17 protein-coding genes and 1 tRNA gene are annotated in these 16,596 nt (G+C 69.1%); 6 read left to right on the forward strand and 12 right to left on the reverse strand.

Annotation, left to right across the window (positions count from 1 at the left end; all coding sequences use genetic code 11):
* Positions 1–492: 492 nt before the first annotated feature.
* Positions 493–1,965 carry an Ig-like domain-containing protein gene (locus ACFQSB_RS34325; protein ID WP_380831007.1) on the forward strand — a complete coding sequence of 491 codons (1,473 nt, stop codon included), beginning with the start codon at positions 493–495 and terminating at the stop codon, positions 1,963–1,965.
* 156 nt (positions 1,966–2,121) lie between these two features.
* On the opposite strand, the gene ACFQSB_RS34330 is transcribed toward ACFQSB_RS34325, so the two are convergent.
* Both ACFQSB_RS34330 and ACFQSB_RS34335 read right to left on the reverse strand, forming a co-directional pair.
* Entirely contained in the window at positions 2,122–3,150 is a 1,029-nt protein-coding gene (locus tag ACFQSB_RS34330; RefSeq protein ID WP_380831008.1) for an aldo/keto reductase, read from the reverse strand.
* Entirely contained in the window at positions 3,147–3,593 is a 447-nt protein-coding gene (locus ACFQSB_RS34335) for a VOC family protein (protein WP_380831010.1), read from the reverse strand. The genes ACFQSB_RS34330 and ACFQSB_RS34335 overlap by 4 nt, the downstream gene beginning before the upstream one ends.
* Positions 3,594–3,646: 53 nt before the next feature.
* Here ACFQSB_RS34335 and ACFQSB_RS34340 point away from each other — a divergent pair, with 53 nt between their 5' ends.
* A complete protein-coding gene (locus ACFQSB_RS34340; RefSeq protein ID WP_380831012.1) occupies positions 3,647–4,357 on the forward strand; it encodes a TetR/AcrR family transcriptional regulator in 711 nt (236 codons plus the stop codon).
* A 111-nt stretch (positions 4,358–4,468) separates the two neighbouring features.
* Here the strand turns inward: ACFQSB_RS34340 and ACFQSB_RS34345 are convergent, their stop codons facing one another.
* Positions 4,469–4,885, reverse strand: a complete 417-nt coding sequence (locus ACFQSB_RS34345; RefSeq protein WP_380831014.1) for a nuclear transport factor 2 family protein — start codon at positions 4,883–4,885, stop codon at positions 4,469–4,471.
* 168 nt (positions 4,886–5,053) lie between these two features.
* On the reverse strand, positions 5,054–5,950 hold the full coding sequence (locus ACFQSB_RS34350) for an alpha/beta fold hydrolase (protein ID WP_380831016.1): 897 nt from the start codon (positions 5,948–5,950) through the stop codon (positions 5,054–5,056).
* Between the two features lie 96 nt (positions 5,951–6,046).
* Here ACFQSB_RS34350 and ACFQSB_RS34355 point away from each other — a divergent pair, with 96 nt between their 5' ends.
* Positions 6,047–6,640: a PadR family transcriptional regulator gene (locus tag ACFQSB_RS34355; RefSeq protein WP_354852226.1), complete on the forward strand. Its 594-nt coding sequence runs from the start codon at positions 6,047–6,049 to the stop codon at positions 6,638–6,640.
* A 234-nt stretch (positions 6,641–6,874) separates the two neighbouring features.
* Here the strand turns inward: ACFQSB_RS34355 and ACFQSB_RS34360 are convergent, their stop codons facing one another.
* Both ACFQSB_RS34360 and sigJ read right to left on the reverse strand, forming a co-directional pair.
* Entirely contained in the window at positions 6,875–8,098 is a 1,224-nt protein-coding gene (locus tag ACFQSB_RS34360) for an NAD(P)/FAD-dependent oxidoreductase (protein ID WP_380831018.1), read from the reverse strand.
* Positions 8,099–8,190: 92 nt separating this feature from the next.
* Positions 8,191–9,135 (reverse strand): RNA polymerase sigma factor SigJ, encoded by a 945-nt coding sequence (gene sigJ, locus ACFQSB_RS34365; RefSeq protein ID WP_380831020.1) that lies wholly within the window; start codon positions 9,133–9,135, stop codon positions 8,191–8,193.
* Between the two features lie 209 nt (positions 9,136–9,344).
* Between sigJ and ACFQSB_RS34370 the strand changes: the two genes are divergently transcribed.
* Positions 9,345–9,878 (forward strand): RICIN domain-containing protein, encoded by a 534-nt coding sequence (locus tag ACFQSB_RS34370; protein ID WP_380831022.1) that lies wholly within the window; start codon positions 9,345–9,347, stop codon positions 9,876–9,878.
* 136 nt (positions 9,879–10,014) lie between these two features.
* On the opposite strand, the gene ACFQSB_RS34375 is transcribed toward ACFQSB_RS34370, so the two are convergent.
* Positions 10,015–10,956, reverse strand: coding sequence for a hypothetical protein (locus ACFQSB_RS34375; RefSeq protein WP_380831024.1), 942 nt, complete (start codon positions 10,954–10,956; stop codon positions 10,015–10,017).
* 312 nt (positions 10,957–11,268) lie between these two features.
* Positions 11,269–12,522, reverse strand: coding sequence for an MFS transporter (locus tag ACFQSB_RS34380; RefSeq protein ID WP_380831026.1), 1,254 nt, complete (start codon positions 12,520–12,522; stop codon positions 11,269–11,271).
* Positions 12,523–12,606: 84 nt separating this feature from the next.
* On the opposite strand from ACFQSB_RS34380, the gene ACFQSB_RS34385 reads away from it, so the two are divergent.
* The gene (locus ACFQSB_RS34385) at positions 12,607–13,245 is read left to right on the forward strand and encodes a FadR/GntR family transcriptional regulator (protein ID WP_380831028.1); all 639 of its coding nucleotides are present in this window, start codon (positions 12,607–12,609) and stop codon (positions 13,243–13,245) included.
* Between the two features lie 445 nt (positions 13,246–13,690).
* Here ACFQSB_RS34385 and ACFQSB_RS34390 read toward each other — a convergent pair.
* From ACFQSB_RS34390 to ACFQSB_RS34405, 4 genes are all read right to left on the reverse strand, one after another.
* Positions 13,691–13,766: transfer RNA gene (locus tag ACFQSB_RS34390), tRNA-Ala, on the reverse strand.
* A gap of 15 nt (positions 13,767–13,781) precedes the next feature.
* Positions 13,782–14,507, reverse strand: coding sequence for an HAD-IA family hydrolase (locus tag ACFQSB_RS34395; RefSeq protein ID WP_380831030.1), 726 nt, complete (start codon positions 14,505–14,507; stop codon positions 13,782–13,784).
* Between the two features lie 57 nt (positions 14,508–14,564).
* Positions 14,565–14,684 (reverse strand): DLW-39 family protein, encoded by a 120-nt coding sequence (locus ACFQSB_RS34400; RefSeq protein WP_211264163.1) that lies wholly within the window; start codon positions 14,682–14,684, stop codon positions 14,565–14,567.
* 276 nt (positions 14,685–14,960) lie between these two features.
* Entirely contained in the window at positions 14,961–15,353 is a 393-nt protein-coding gene (locus tag ACFQSB_RS34405; protein WP_354852192.1) for a DUF3224 domain-containing protein, read from the reverse strand.
* Between the two features lie 228 nt (positions 15,354–15,581).
* Here ACFQSB_RS34405 and ACFQSB_RS34410 point away from each other — a divergent pair, with 228 nt between their 5' ends.
* Complete coding sequence (locus ACFQSB_RS34410; protein ID WP_380831032.1) at positions 15,582–16,559, forward strand: acetylxylan esterase; 978 nt, start codon at positions 15,582–15,584, stop codon at positions 16,557–16,559.
* Positions 16,560–16,596 lie beyond the last annotated feature (37 nt).

Raw genomic sequence — 16,596 nt, forward strand, 5'->3', positions numbered from 1 at the left:
CATCTACCGCGGCAGCCGCTACGGCGCCTCCCACTTCACCGGCAAATTCCGCAAGGGAAGCTTCGACGACTTCCGCATCCGCGTCGGCGAGGGCTACCGCGGCCACTACGACTGGGGCCAGTACCGCGACTTCTTCTAAACGACCCGATACCGCCGCCCGGAAGGACCCTGCGGATACCCGGTCAGGGTGACCGGAGGCGGAAGACAAGTGAGCGGGCGCTCCCCAGGGAGCGCCCGCTCTCGTCATGTCGGCATCGGATGGCCGAACCACCCGTCCCGCCTGTCGTCCTGGTCGTGCGGGTACGCGAGGAGGGCGAGGTTCCCCGGCACCGGGCAGGCCGGGGCCGGACACAGGTGCGGATCGACGGCGCGGCCCGGGTGCGACACGGAGATCGCACGCCTCTGACACCTCGCGCGACTTCTTGATCACATAGAGTAACGTCCGCCGTGAAGTCGATCTAGGAGTACCTCACGACGGAGTGGAGTTCGGCGTTGAAGTCACAACATCCCAGGTCCGCGCGCACCGCACTGGCCGGCGTGCTGCTGGCGCTGCTGGCCGCCTCGGGGACGCAGGCGGCGGCCGGTACCGCCGCGCATGCCGCCGCCGGCGTACGGCAGCCGGTCCCGCGCGTCGCCACCACGCCGTGTGTCCGGCAGGGACAGGCGACCTACCCCGTCGGCTACTACTGGAAGAACGCGCTCGGCATGAGGCTGGGCGCCGGGTCGGTCTCGGTCGACACCTCGCCGTCCCTGTGGGGCGGGCAGATCGCACCGGGCAGCACCTTCACCCTCTCTCTGACGCACCGCACGAGCCAGTGGCCGCTGCTGGTGAGGACCTACACCACCATGTGGGACCTGTCGTCGCTGCTGGCGAACGCCGATGTCGTCGGCCAGTCGGGGACCGGCGCCATCAACGGCACCACCCTGACGATCACCTCGCCGGGCACCAAGACCGACCCGCCCCCGAAGGTCATCACCTTCCAGGTGAAGCAGGGGACCATCGGGCGCGGCATGACCATCCGGCCGACCGGGATCAGCAGCGTCATCGCCGCTCCGGGCCAGCTCGGGAACAACACCCCCGCGCCTCCGATCCAGATCGTCGGCGGGCAGTCCATATCGCCCACCAAGGCCACCGACGACACCATCACTACCAAGCAGGACACGGCCGTCAGCGTCGCCGTCCTGGCCAACGACACCGCCACCTCACCGACGATCACCAGCGTCACCAAGCCGGCCAACGGGACCGCGACCATTTCCGGCGGCAACGTGGTCTACACGCCCGCCGCAGGCCTCAGCGGCACCGACACCTTCACCTACACCATCGTCACCCCCTGCGGGACCAGCACCGCGACGGTCACCGTCGTCGTCACCTGTGCCTACAAACCGGTCAACCTGGTCAACGGCAGCTTCGAGGCGCCGGCCGTGGCCACGGTCGACTGGTCCATCCCCGACGCCTCCACCAACCCGGCCGCCGGCTGGCACACCACCGCCACCGACAACAAGCTGGAGTTCTGGCGGGGAAGCGCGGCCGGGTTCCCGGCGGCCGACGGGCAGCAGTTCGCCGAACTCAACGCCAACCAGGTCTCCACGCTCTACCAGGACCTGCCGACCGTCCCGGGAACGCCGATGACCTGGGGGGTGTACCACCGAGGCCGTCTCGGCACCGACGTGATGCGGGTGCTCATCGGCGCGCCGGGCGCGACCATGGCCCAGATCCCGTCCGGGGCCTCCTCGCCGGACATCTCCGACGACAACACCGCCTGGCGCTACTACACCGGGGTGTACGTGGTGCCTCCGGGACAGACCACCACACGATTCGCCTTCGAGTCGGTGTCCGCCGCGGGCGGCACCCCGACGGCCGGCAACTTCCTGGACGGCGTGACCTTCCAGTCACCGCCCTGCCTCCCCATGACCACGAGCACCCTGAGGACGGCCGGATCCCGGGGAGCGTCTCGGATCCGATGACATCACGGGATACGTCCTCACCACCGGATGGGTCCGGTTAGCGCCGGAGCCGCAGGGCTCACCCGCGGTCTGGTGCTCGGTCGAGCACCAGACCGCGGGTGGGCCGTTGAGGCAGGTGTGGAGTCGTTCAGGTACGTAGTCGTCACCGCGTGGCCGTCACCGCGTGGCCGTGGCCGGATGCGGGTCGACGAGCGCCGAGCCGAAGACCCATGGCGAGGTCTGGGCGATGAAGTCCCCCGGGAATCCGAGCGTGAACCCGGACGCCGCTTCCAGGCGGGCGACGCTCTCGGGCGGCAGGACGAGGTCGATCGCGGCGAGATTGTCGCGGAGCTGGTCGGCGCGGCGCGCCCCGATGATCGGGTGGACGGCGCGGGAGCGGCTCATCGTCCAGGCGATCGCCACCTGTGAGGGCGTGGCGCCCAGGTCGTCGGCCACCTCCTGGACGACCCGGGCGACGGCGTGGTCCCGGTCCGAGAGCGACTCGGCGGCCAGCCTGCCGCCGGCCGCGGGGCCGTCCGGGCGGGTGTACTTGCCGGACAGCACCCCGCCGGCCAGCGGGCTCCACGCGGTGACACCCAGGTTGAGGGACTCGGCCATCGGCAGCAGCTCACGTTCGATGTCGCGCTGCAGCAGGCTGTAGGGCACCTGCAGGCCGATGAACGGGCTCCAGCCGTGCCATTGCGCCAGCGTGTTGGCACGGGACACGACCCAGGCGGGGGCGTCGGAGATCCCCACGTACAGCACCTTGCCCGCCTGGACCGCATCGTCCAGCGCGCGCATGGTCTCCTCGATCGGCGTGTGCCGGTCCCACATGTGCACCCAGTACAGGTCCAGATAGTCGGTGCGCAGCCGGCGCAGGCTGGTCTCCAGCGACGCCCGCAGGTTCTTGCGATGGTTCCCGGCGGCGTTCGGATCGGTGCGTGCCCGCGACACGGTGTACTTCGTGCCCAGCACGAACGACTCCCGCCGGCCCTTCAGCAGCTCGCCGAGGAACTCCTCGCTGGCCCCGTCGCGGTAGTTGACGGCGGTGTCGATCATGTTGCCGCCGGCCTCGGCGTACAGATCGAGCATCAGCCGGCACTCCGGCAGCGGCGCGCCGACCCCGCCCTGCTCGCCGAAGGTCATCGCGCCCAGGATCAGCTCGGAGACGCGCAGCCCGCTCGCGCCCAACGTGCGGTACCTCATGCGGTCGCCGATCCGCTGAACAGCTCCGCGGCCCGCGAGACGATCTCGTCGTGCGGCACGTCTCGCATGTGCTCGTCCAACGCCCAGCGGTGCCCGAACGGGTCCAACAGCTGACCGGTGCGGTCGCCCCAGAAGGCGTCGTGCACCGGCTCGAAGACCGTGGCCCCCGCCCTCAGCGCCCGTTCCCAGGCCGCGTCGGCGTCCGGTACCGGCACGTGCAGGGCGGCGGAAGTGCCGCCGAGGCTCGCCGGTGAGCGCATGCCCAGCGCGGGCATCTCGCCGGCCACCGCCAGCACGGTGCCGCCGAGCAGGAGCTCCACGGTCAGCGTGCGGCCGTCGGGAAGGGTGATGCGGCCTGTCTCCTGGGCGCCCAGGGCTTCGGCGTACCAACGGGCGGCGTGGTCGGGGTCGCCGACCACCAAGTGGATCGCGATTCGCGTCATGATCCTGACCATACACATCGTATGGACAATACGTACAGACTTACTGTCCGTACATGCTGTCGTATACTGGCGGCATGCCCTCCAAGCGCACGGCGCCCTCCGCCCGCCGATCCGGCACGGCGCCCGCTTCCGCTGAGCTGCGAGAGCGCATCCTGTCCGCGACGCGCGAGCTTCTGCGGCGACACCGCTTCGACGCCCTAAGCGTGGCCGACATCCTGACCGCCGCCGAGGTCTCCCGGGCGAGCTTCTACTTCTACTTCCCGAGCAAACAGGCCGTGCTCGCCGAGCTGGTGCGCCAAGCCGTGGCGCAGGGGCAACAGGCGGCACAACCCTGGATCGACGGGCAGGAAGATCCGGTGACCGCCCTCCGGGCGGGGGTGACGGACGGCGCCCGCCTGTGGCGCGCCAACGCGGGCGTCCTCATGGCGATCGTGGAGAACTGGGCCTCGGACGAGGACCTGCGAGCCCTGTGGCTCGAACAGATGGACCTGTTCACCGACGCCGCCGCGGCACGCGTCGAATCCGACCCGCACGCCCGCCGGCGACTCGCCGGCCAGGACATCCGCACCGTCGCCGCCTCGCTCACCTGGCTCGGGGAGCGGCTCTACTACCTCGCCGCGGCCGGAGTCCCTCCCTTCGACGACGAGGAGGTGCTCGTCGACGTCCTCATCAACGCCTGGACCTCCCTCCTGTACGGCCGCACCGCCACCGACCCGGACATCCCGCCCCTTACACCCATCGAACCGCCGGACCATTCGCCGTGAGACATGGAGCCAGGAGCTTGCATCCGGCACCGGGGTAGAGGGACCTCACTTCTCCCGAGCTGGATCCGTCATCGCATCCCGAATAGACCTGCGGCTTCGATCGGCAGGGGCTCAATCGGCTTGTTGGTCGCGGGCCGGAATCGGCTCGGCCAGCGCGGCGCGCTCGGCCGGCGCGGGGAAGGGGTCTGCGAAGTACTGAGTCTCGTGTGTGACGAGACCATCGGTGATCTCCATGACGCTGAGCGAGTATGTGGGCACACCGTCATAGGTGATCACGCACTCGCTCACCCAGAGGTCGTCGCCCCCCAAGATCCGGCGGACGGCGAAGTGGCGTTCGGCCGGGTGCCCGCCGCGTTGCGCCTGGATCCTTGACCGCCCCGTGAAGCGCTCACCCGACTGTGGGTAGTCCAGGATCGCGTCCGCGGCGTAGATCGCGTGCTCAGCGGCGGCGTCCCCACGTTCGGAGGCCTCCCAGTGCTCCCGAAGTCGAGCCTGGAAATCGGCTTCGGGACCGATCGCGCCGTTCACCCCGTCAGTCCCTCATTTCCAGAAAGGATGTCGCCGACCTTCACGACAGGTCGCCGACCTTCACGACAGACGGTACCGAGGGGTTCCCGTGCGGCGTGGGACCACAACCGGCGCGTCCGGCACCACGGTCGAGGGTCCCGCCATGGCGACGACGACCGTGTGCCCCGGTCAGGCGGTGAAGAACCGCCTGAGTTCGGCGGCCACGACATCCGGGCGGCCGGCCGGGTTCCGCTTGCCGACATCTCCGGACGCGTCGTGGTCGAGGCCGGGGAACTCGATCCGCTCGACGTTGGGCACGATCTTCTCCAGCCCGGACAGCGCGGGCTTGAGAAAGGGCAGCCCCTTGCTTCCGCCGAGGAGGAGCACGTCGGCGCGTACGTCGGCGAACCGGTCCAGGGTGTCGGCCATCTCGGTCAGCAGCACGCCCTCGTAATGCAGAGTCGGGGCGAGGGTACGCATGGTCGCGTCACCCGGCTTGGCGTGCTTGTCCTCGCTCTTCATCAGCAGGCCGGTCATCCAGGTCAGCAGACCTCGCGGCATGACGTTCATGATCGGCGGCCCGAGCCGGAGCCCGAGCATGCTCGTCACCAGCGCGGCCGCCACCTTGCCCTCGGCCATCTCCCGGTCGAAGCGGCCGATCCACCCGGTCAGCCGGGGGACGTCCTCCAGAAGCAGGGCCGGCTCGTAGACGGCGACCTTGTGGATCGCCGGCAGGGTACGCGCCGCCTCGAGCACCGCCACCCCGCTCGCGCTGACACCGAAGACACAGTGGGCACTCGTCTTCCGCAGCACCGCGTCAAGGTCTTCGACCTCCTTCCGCACGCTGTAGTCGTCCCCGTACGGCCCGCTCTGGCCGCGGCCGCGCCGGTCGGGCAGGTGGACGGTGAAGGCGTCGGCCAGCGCTTCGGCCATGGCCAGGTGGCTGCCGGCCGTCTCCATGGAGCCGTGCAGCAGCACGATGCCGGGGCCATGGCCGATCGAGTGGTAGGCGATGCGGGTGCCGTCGTCCGAGATGACGAAATCGGTGGTGAGGTCAGCGGTCCGAGGCAGTTCATGAGTGGTCATCGCCATGTCCTTTGGTGCGCCGTTTGATCGACATTCGAATAGTGTCAGAGAAACTAGTATCTCGTCAACTAGTGGCACTGGCGCTAATATCGAGGCATGACCCGCTCACCGCTCGCTCTGACCGTCATGGCTCTGTTGCAGTACAAGCCGCTGCACCCGTACGGCATCCAGCGGCTGATCAAGCAGTGGGGCAAGGACAAGGTCGTCAACGTCGGCCAGCGAACGAGCCTCTACCGGACCATCGACCGCCTCACCGCGGCCGGCCTGATCGAGGTGCGAGAGACCGGGCGCGACCAGGCGTATCCCGAGAGGACGGTCTACGGGATCACCGACGCGGGACGCGCCGTGGCCCGCGAATGGCTGCTCGACATGCTGGCCACGCCCAAAGCGGAGTTCCCCGAGTTCCCCGCGGCGCTGTCCCACCTGCTGATGCTCGCCCCCCAGGAGATACGCGACGCCCTCGATCGGCGCGTGCGAACGCTCGACGAGACGCTGGCCGCGCTGGACACCGACCTCGGCGCCGAAACCGGATACGGCATCCCTCGCATCGCCATGCTCGAAGCCGAGTACATGCGCGTCGTCATCGCGGCCGAACTGCAGTGGCTCCGCTCAGTGTCCGACGACCTGCGCAGCGGCGCCCTGGCGTGGTCCCCCGAGGAGATGCTGGCATTCGCCGAGACCCCCGAGTGAGGCTCCACGGCGAACGACCGAACCATCGGGCGCCGCGATGAGCCAGAGCAAGGAGCAGCGCCTGTACACGAAGCGGGGGCTCCGGCCCAGTGATCGCGCGCCGGCCGGGTCGTCTCCCGCGGTGGCGAGTGCGGGATTCCGGGCGGCGCGCACGGGGACCGGGAGCGTCCCCGCCTTCCCGCCCCCTTACGAGCGGGCTCCCTCCGAACGAGGGCGCCCGCCTCGCTCCGTGGTCTACGCCGTCGCCTGGACGGTCGAGCTGTCCGCGACCTGCTTCCGCGTGACAGGGCGGCGCCGGGTCGGCAGTCCGAGGGTCGGGTTGGCGACGCCCCAGGCCGCGCCCTTGCAGATCAGTTCCTTGTACACGGCGGCGAACCGTCCGGTCAGCACCGCGCTCACGGCGCGGTCGTCGGCGGTGACGTACTGGATCAACCCCTCCTTGCGGCCCAGGGAGATGCACTGGTTGAAGTAGCGGATCGACGCGTTCGGGAGCTTGCCGCCGGTCAGGCGCGCCGCGATCGCGTCGGCGGCCTGCCACGCGGCCGGAGTTCCCGAGGCGCACGACATCCGCAGCGGCTTGTTCCCAGCCCCCATCGCCATGGCCGCGTCTCCGATCGCGTACACATCCGGGTGCGAAACCGAGCGCATGGTCCCGTCGACCACGATCTGGCCGGTGCCGGCGACCTCAAGGTCGGTCGCCTCAGCGATCGGGTGGACCGCGAAGCCGGCGGTCCACACGGTGACCGCGGCCGGGATGACCGTGCCACCCTCGGTGACGATCCGGTCTGCCTCGACGCCGGTGACGGCGGCGTGCTCATGCACGGTGATCCCGAGCTTGGCGAAGACCTTCCGCAGGTGCGCACGGCCCTTCGGGGAGAGCCAGTCACCGAGGCCGCCTCGGGCGGCGAGGGCGACGTCGAGGTCCGGGCGGGACTCGGCGATCTCGGTCGCGGCCTCCACGCCGGTGAGGCCGCCGCCGACGACGACCACGGTCTGTCCGGCGTCGAGGCGGGCCAGGCGCTCGCGCAGCCGCAGTGCTCCGGGGCGGCCGGCGATCTCGTAGGCGTGCTCGGCGGTCCCGGGGACGCCCTGGGCGTTCCAGCCGCTGCCGAGGGCGTAGACGAGCGTGTCGTAGGAGAGTTCCGCGGCGCCGTTCGCGCCGTTCGCGCCGTTCGCGCCGTTCGCGCCGGCGACGGTGACGGTCCTGCGGCCGACGTCGACGCCGGTGACCTTCGCGAGCCTCAGTTCGACGCCGGTGCCCGCGAGCATCTCACTGAACGGCCGGGGCTTGAGAACCTGGCCGGTCGCCAGTTGGTGCATGCGGACGCGTTCGACGAAGTCGGGCTCGGCGTTGACGAGGGTGATGGTGACATCCTCGCGGCGGAGCCGCTTGGCGAGGCGGCCGGCGGCGATCGCTCCGGTGTATCCGGCTCCGAGGACGATGATGCGGTGCTGCATCTCCATGCTCCTGTCTTGCGCGGTTTTGCCCCTTGAACCGGATGGCTCGCCGTTTCCTGACAGGAACGCAATGTGAAGCACCTCACATTGGCTCAGAAGGCGGTGAACAGCGGCTCCCCGTGGTCGGCCGCGGCCCACCGCTCGGTGGCGCGTTCGAGCTTGTCCGGGTTGACCTGGTTGCGGACCGCGACGATGCCGCCCGCGGTCACCTCCAGGCACATGACGCCGACCACCCGGCCGTCCACGACGGCCACGACCGAGGGATCGCCGTTGACGATCGAGGTGTACAGCCCGGCCGTGCCGCCGGCGATGGAGCGCTTGGCCTCGCCCGGGCGGAACAGGCCTCGCAGGAACTTCGCGACCGCGACGGCACCCTCGAACGCCTTGACGCGCGCCGGGATCTTCCCGCCACCGTCGCCGATCGCGATGGCGTCCGCGGTGAGCAGGCGCACGAGCGGCTCGGTCCGGCCGCTGCAGGCGGCCGCCAGGAACTCCTCGACGATCCGCCGGGCGGCGGCCTCGTCGACCTCGCCGCGGACCTTGCCGTCTGCGACGTGCTTCTTGGCACGGTGGAAGATCTGCTGGCTGGCGGCCTCGGAGAGGTCGAGGATCGCGGCGATCTCGCGGTGCGAGTAGTCGAACGCCTCACGCAGCACGTACACCGCCCGCTCGTTGGGAGACAGGCGCTCCATGAGGGTGAGGACCGCGTACGAGACCGATTCGCGCTGCTCGGCGGTGTCGGCCGGGCCGAGCATCGGGTCTCCGGCGAGCAGCGGCTCGGGAAGCCACTGACCCACGTAGGTCTCGCGGCGCGCCCGCGCCGAGGTGAGCTGGTTGAGGCACAAGTTGGTGAGCACCTTCGTCAGCCAGGCCTCGGGAACCTCGACGCGGTGGACATCGGCTGCCTGCCAGCGCAGGAACGTCTCCTGCACGGCGTCCTCGGCCTCCCCGGCGGAACCGAGAAGACGGTATGCGATGGCCTCCAGCCGCGGCCTGGCGGCCTCGAACCGGTCGACATCCTCCACGGTCAAGGGCATGGCCCGAGCCTAACCCCGCGACACCCGTTGTCCGCCGCCCGGATCGCGCCGATCACATGAGCCGACAGGACCCGGCGAACGACCGGACACCCGGCTCCGGTCCTGTCCGGCCCTCGACACGCGAAATACTCGCACGGACAGTAATTGATCAACGACTTTCGGTTATGACATGGTGCTCGAGTCCTGACCGACTCTCATGGGGGCCCATCATGCTCGCTCGCCGTCTGCTCGCCGTCGTCGTCATCTCCACCAGCGTGGGAGGGGTGACCACTCTGCCCGCCACCGCCTCCACTCGCCGGCCCGCCGGTCACACCACCCTGGCCTGGCCTCCCATGTGCGTCGACGTCAGCAACAACCGGGGCAACGGCACCCTGATGTACCAGTGGCAGTGCGACGGCAACAACACCAACCAGAGGTTCGTCATCGACAACGGCCTCATCAAGGTGGAGGACACCATCGGCACGGGCCATGTGATGTGTCTCGACTCCTCCAACGGCCGCACCAACGGCACCCGGGTCTACCAGTGGCAGTGCCTGGGTAACCCCAACCAGCTCTGGGTCGTCCAGAGAGGCGCGATCATCCTCAAATCCACCCTGTCCTCCGGCAACCCTCTATGCCTGGACGCCACCAACAACCGCGGCAACGGCACCCAGGTGTACCTGTGGCAGTGCGGCAGCGCCAACACCAACCAGAAGTTCGTCATCAACAACGGCCAAATCGCGCTCAAGGACACCTTGCTCTGATCCCCGGTCTCCCCGGAACCTTTGCCCGTACCGCCCGTGACCGGCTCACCAAGCAAACGGGCCGCAGTGGGCGGGCCGATGAAACGGGGTAGGACGCCTGTTTCCCGCACCGGGCCGCCACATCCGGCCGGCCCGGTCATCTATCGCGCAGTAGCTTCTCTCGCCTGGCCAGCAGCCGCGCACGCTCAGCGGACAGGGCGCTGTGGCGGGCCTGCACACGCGCGTTCATGTTCCGGACCCATCCGGCCGTCTTCATGACCTCAGCGCGGGTGTTCTCAATCCGATGGTGCTTGATCACATCGGTGATGATGTTGTCGAAGAAGACGTCAGCGAACCACCGCGTGTCCACCTTGGGCATGCGAGCCTGTGCGGAGATGCCGACGTCCGCCAGTTCACGGGAGAAGACGTCCAGCGCCCGCTGGGCTCGCCAGGCCACCTGGTCGGCGGTGCGCAGCCGGTTGTGCTCGAAGGCATCGGCGATCAGACCGCCGCCGAGAACATCCCAGGTGGACGCGCGCCTGGCCGACTTCAGATGGTGCAGCACCTCACCGATGGCGTCATGAGCGGTCTGTCCGGCGCGGTGGGCCTGCTCGTGCTCACGCTCTTGCGCCGTCACGCGGTCCAGGGCGGCGCCGAGGTCGGCCAACTCTCTGGCGCGGGCATCACCACTGCCGATGAGCTGCCGTTCCTTCTCGGCCAGCAACTCGGCGTATTCATGTCGAGCCGTCGCGAGCCCGGCCAGCTCCGCCTCTGCCACACGCGCATCCGCCTCAAGCTGGGCCAGTCGGGCCCGATGGCCATCGACGCGCTGCCTGGCGACGGCCACCTCGGCGCGCTCACGAGCCAGATGCTCCTCGCGGACGCCCAGCAGGCGAGCCAGGAGGGCGGACACTCCGCTTTCCAAGCGGGTGACGTCGTTCTCCTCCTGGGACAACTTCAGCTCCAGGCCCGCCAGGGTGTGCTGCGCTTCCCGGATCTGCTCTTCGGTGGCTTTCCGCAGCCGCCGCAGGTGGTCGGCCCGGTGCTTTCGGGTGGCCGCGACACGCAGCCGCTCGTCGAGTTCTGGTGAGCTCGTCACACTTCAGGCGACGAACGAGACACTCCAGACGTTCCACCCAACCCTCACGACGTGACCCGTTCGATCCCCTGCCCTTCGACGACACCGCCGCCCGCGAGTACGGCCAACTGAGGACCGCCGTCCTGACTGCTCCAGCTCGGGAACCGCGGGCAACGCCATCACGTGTCAGATCAGCGGCAGAGTACTCCGGCTCAGGACCGTCATAGACGGTCGGCGACGAGTGAGTCCGGCCGGTCCGGGCCGCGCAGAACACGCTTACCCGTCGCCGGCATAGGGGCGGCGACGGGCACGTGTCGTGGGCCGGCCTGGCGGTCAGGGGCGCTGCTGGTCAGCGTCGCGCTTCGTCGGCTGTGGCGCAGAGTCCTCCACGAAGCGAGGACGGCAAGCGAACCAGCCGGCGATCACCCCTGGGATGGCAGTGACAGCCAGCACCAGGAGCGGGATCGACCATGATCCGGTCGCTTCGCGCAGAAGGCCCAACCCGATCGGGCCGAAGCACGCCAGTCCGTAGCCGATGCCTTGGACGAAGCCCGACACGGCCGAGGCCGTCTGCGGGCTCTTGGTGCGACGGTTGATGAGGGTCATGCAGAGCGGGAAGGTGCTCACCCCGATTCCCAGCGCGCACATCCACATCAGCGTGCCGTCGAGCGGGGACAGGAGCAGGCCCAGGTATCCCGCTACCAGGAAGATCGCGCACCCGACGACCACGATGAACGGATTCATCATGCGCGTGGCCAGGTGCGGAACCACCAAGGCCGCGAGCATGCCCCATGCCGAGTAGAGCGCGACCATGGACCCACCCAGTGCCGCGTCGCCTCCCGCGTCGGTGAGCACTGCCGGGACCCAGGTGATGATCCCGTAGTTGGACAGCGACAGCATCGCGAAGAGGATCACCAGGCCCCAGACGGTCGATGACCGGCTGATCCTCGGGCCGGCATCGTTCGCCGTCACGGCCGCGGGCGCGTGGTGATCGGCGGGCAGCCTGACTGCCAGGACGAGCCAGACCACGCCGGCCACAGCAGCCGGTCCCGCCCAGATACCTACCGAGAGCCGCCACGTCGCCGCTTCCGCTACCGGGACCGCGAGGAGCGGGGCGATGAACTGACCCGTCTGCAGGAGGATCAGGTAAAGCGAGGTCCCCAGGGCCAGTCGATCGGCGAACCAGACCTTCACCAACGGGACTATGACGACGTTCGCGGCTCCGATTCCGGCCAGGGCCAGCACGGTCGAAAGCACCAGCAACGAGGGCGTTGGAGACAAGGCGCGCATCAGGAGCGACAGAGCCGTCAGGCCCAGCGCCACGGTGGCCGTGCGCTCGAGTCCGAACTTCCTCGTCACCGCTGGGGCGAGAAACCCGAAGATGCCGAAGGACGCCGCCGGCACAGTGCCGAGCAGGCCGGACAGCGTCACCCCGAAGCCGAGATCGGATCCGATGATCTCCAGGAGCGGGGTGAACCCGGTCACGGCCGTTCGCAGGTTGACCGCTGTCAATGCGATGGCGAGCCAGGCCCACAAGATCAGGCGCCCACGGTGCAAGGGAACGAGCGATGAGGAGAGCGATGTCACGTTATACTCCGGTGCAAGGTCAGCAGATGATGGGATTATGGGATGAGTTCCGAAGATTCTGGCACGCGACAGCCCATGCGTCGAGTGGGACTCATCGACCAGGCTGCCGAGCGCTTCCGCGAGGAGGTGGTCTCTGGACGCTGGCCGGTCGGTGGGCGGATACCTACCGAGGCCGCACTGGTGTCGGAGTTCGGGATCGGCCGGAACACGGTGCGCGAGGCCCTGCAGTCGCTGGTGCACGCAGGTCTACTGCGCCGCGAGCAGGGCCGCGGCACCTTCGTCATCTCCAACTCTGAGCTGACAGGCACTCTCGAACGTCAGCTCGCCGGTGGCACCCGTCGCCACTACCTGGAACTACGCCTTGCCCTTGACAGCGCTGCAGCGTCACTGGCCGCGTTGAACCGGTCAGATGCCGACGTCCAGCTGCTGCGCGAGCTGCGCGACCGTCGAGAAGCGAGCTGGTCGACCGATGATCTCGACCTGCGAGCGAGCGCGGACCTCGCCCTGCACCACGCGATCGTGGCGGCGACGCACAACCCTCTCTACGTCAAGCTGTACTCCAGCATGCTCGACATCTTCGCTGCCCACATGCGCGACGAGAAGGGCGAGGACGACGACGCGGCACACCGCCACCACCACGAGCTGGTCGAGGCGATCGCGGACGGGGACGCCGACCGTGCTGCCACGAAGGTGGTTTCCATCTTCAAACCCTTCATGCGCTGAACCACGCAACCGCCTCCCCGCGCGGGCGAGGCGTCTCGAACCCCTGACTTCTTGCTTGCAAGCGAGCGCCAGTCACGACGTAGACGGCTCTCTGCCCTGCTCAAGCGGCCGACGCCCACAGGAGACGTGCGATCACGTGAGGCGGCGTTTCGGGTGTGGGCCGGCGTCAACCTGGACGGCAGCTTCAACCCGCTGGTCAAGTCGCTGAAGCGGCCCTTCATGCTGACCGGGATACAGGCGCTGCAAACGCCCAGCGGAAAGGACCGCTCGTGGCCGGACTCCTGGCCCGGCCTGAAGGGCTGGAAGAAGTGGATCACGGTGGCGAGGACGGACCAGTCGGCATTCGTCGACTACGCCGTGCTCAGACCCCAGCTCGGCCTGCCCGCTAATGGCACGTTAATGGCACGAACGCCGCTTTCCCTGGTGCGGGGAGCGGCGTTTTGGCTGGTGGAGCCTAGGAGATTCGAACTCCTGACATCCTGCTTGCAAAGCAGGCGCTCTGCCAACTGAGCTAAGGCCCCTTGTCGGTGGACAGCTTACCGGGAGGAGGTGGCTACTGGTGCGTTGGCGGGGTCGCCGTCGAGGACGAGGGCGGGGAAGTCGGCGATGGAGTCGATGATCGTGGTGGCGCCGCCGCGGAGGAGGCGTTCGCGGCTGTGGACGCCGGACAGGACCCCGGCCACGACGGAGGCGCCCGCTCGGCTGCCGCAGAGCATGTCGCTCTCGGAGTCGCCCACGACGGCGACCTGGCGGACGTCGTCGACGCGCAGGCGCAGCAGGGCCGTGAGGACCATGTCGGGCCAGGGGCGGCCGCGGCCGGCGTCCTCGGGGCAGAGGGCGAGGTCGATCTTGTCCATCCAGCCGACGACTCCGAGGACGCGGCCGAGGGTGCGGCGGCTGAAACCGGTGATGACGCAGATCTTCACGTCGGCGGCGCGGAGCTTCTCCAGGGCCTCGACGGTGCCGGGGACGGGGAACAGGCCGGCGCGGTCGATGGCGTCCTCGTAGGAGCGCTCGAAGGTGAGGTTGGCCGCCTGGGCCTGGGCCTCGTTGGTGGGGAAGATGCCGCGGAAGACCTCGATCTTGGGGCATCCCCGGGACCGATGCACGTGCACCATGGCGCGCGCATATGCCCCGGTCCCGGGGACTATGCCCTGCGTCGCGATCGCCTCGGCGAACGCCCGCTCCACCATGGCGATGTCACCGATCGTGGTGCCGGCCAGATCGAGGCAGGCGAGCTTGATGGGTGAGGCGTCGGTCATGCCGTCACCTCCGCCTTGATCCAGAGCCATCACGCACCCGCTCGGCTGCCCGGGTGGTCAGTTCTCGCTGCCGGTGGCCTCAGTCCACAGGTCGAGCTCGGCGCGATCGGCCTGAACCTTGCGCCAGACCAGCAGCCCCCCAAGGGCGACGAGCGCGAGAACGAGCAGCTTCTTCACGGTGTGACCCCACTTCTCAACGGTCCCATCAGCCAGGGATGGGACGACGCCGGGTTCCTAACAGATGCTTGCAGCCTAGCAAGGGATCGGCTTCCTCCCTTGTTCGACGGAGAAGCGGTTGTCCACAATCTTCTGATACGGAACCCGCTTCGCGGCATCCGTTACGAGTATCGGCCCTTCAGGTAAGAGCCGACCAACGGCTTGATCAGGGGCTACTCCGTACAAGGTCAGGATGCTCCGGTGCGCGCCCGGTGTCCAGGCCCGTTTTCGACCGGGTCAGGCCAGGTCGTAGTCGAGGGTGTAGGTGTGGGCGCCGTCGTCGTTGGCGATCTGGCCTCCGCCGCGGATGCCGAGGAGTTCGCCGGTGCCGGAGTCGGGGACGACGGTCCAGCTCAGCGACTGTTCGCCGGCGGATCCTGTGGCGCTGTGGTGCAGGACGAAGGTGCCCTTGCGGCCGTGGAGGGTGCCGGTGAAGCGTTCGAGGCCCACGTAGGCGGCCGAGCCCTCGACCTGGGTCATGGCGGTGAGGATGTCGGTGGTGCTGCCGCCCTCCAGGTCGCCGCGGAAGGTCTTGGTGATGTGGACGCGCGACAGCGTCGCGCCCTCGCGCTCGTCGTAGGTCTCGGGCTCCCAGCCTTCGATGTCGAACGCGCCGTTCGCTCGTGGCACAGCGACCTCCCTGCTCGTGATGGTGATGCGGTGGTGATGGGGTAACTCTGCCGCGCATGGCTGTCAGCTCCTGGCAGGTTTCCGTCCGCTCATCGAATCGCCCGAATACGCATATCTCCGGACATCGACCGGCACATCACCCCGCCGATAGCATGCGAACCGCGGCGCGCGCACGTCACCGGGGCGCCATCGAGCGGTCGGTGACCTCATTCACCCTGGGAGAGGTATATGGCCCTGTTCGACCTGCCGTTGTCGGAACTGCGCGAGTACCGTCCGGAGCGCGACGAGCCCGCGGACTTCGACGCGTTCTGGAAGAAGACCCTCGACGAGGCCGCCGGCCACGACCTCGCGCCCGACTTCGCCGACTTCGACGCCCCGCTCACCGGGGTGCGGGTGCAGGACACCACCTTCGCCGGTTGGGGCGGTGACCCGATCAAGGCGTGGATGCTGGTGCCGGAGGGCGCCGGCCGGGTGCCGTGCGTCGTCCAGTACATCGGCTACTCCGGCGGGCGCGGGCTGCCCGTCGACCACACGGTGTGGCCGGCCGCCGGCCTCGCGGTGCTGGTGGTGGACACGCGCGGCCAGGGCGGCGCCAACATCTACCACCCCGGTTCGACCGGCGACCCGCACGGCGGCGACCACCCCCAGGCGCCCGGCATGATGACCAGGGGCGTGCTCGACCCCGAGCAGTACTACTACCGCCGCGTCTTCACCGACGCCGTGCGCGCGGTGGACGTGGCCGCCTCCCATCCCGCCGTGGACCCCGAGCGCATCGCGGTGGCCGGCATCAGCCAGGGCGGCGGCATCGCGCAGGCCACCGCGGCGTTGCAGCCGAAGGTCAAGGCCGCGCTGATCGACGTGCCGTTCCTGACGCACTTCCGCAGGGCGGTGGAGATCACCGACAGTTTCCCGTACCAGGAGCTCGTGCAGTTCATGTCGTCCCTGCGCGACAGCGAGGAGCGGGTGTTCCGCACGCTGTCGTACTTCGACGGGCTGAACTTCGCCGCCCGCGGCCGGGTGCCGGCCCTGTACTCGGTGGCGCTGATGGACCTCATCTGCCCGCCGTCCACGGTCTTCGGCGCCTACAACCACTGGGCGGGGCGCAAGGACATCTCGGTGTACCCGTGGAACGGCCACGAGGGCGGGGGCAGCCGGCAGCGCGACGAGCAACTGCGCTACCTGCGGGAGCTCTTCTCCATCGGCTGACGCAGGACGCTCTCCGCGAGGCGGGCCGGGTCGCCGC

Origin of the sequence: Sphaerisporangium rhizosphaerae (assembly GCF_042665155.1) — a bacterium.
Lineage (GTDB): Bacteria > Actinomycetota > Actinomycetes > Streptosporangiales > Streptosporangiaceae > Sphaerisporangium > Sphaerisporangium rhizosphaerae.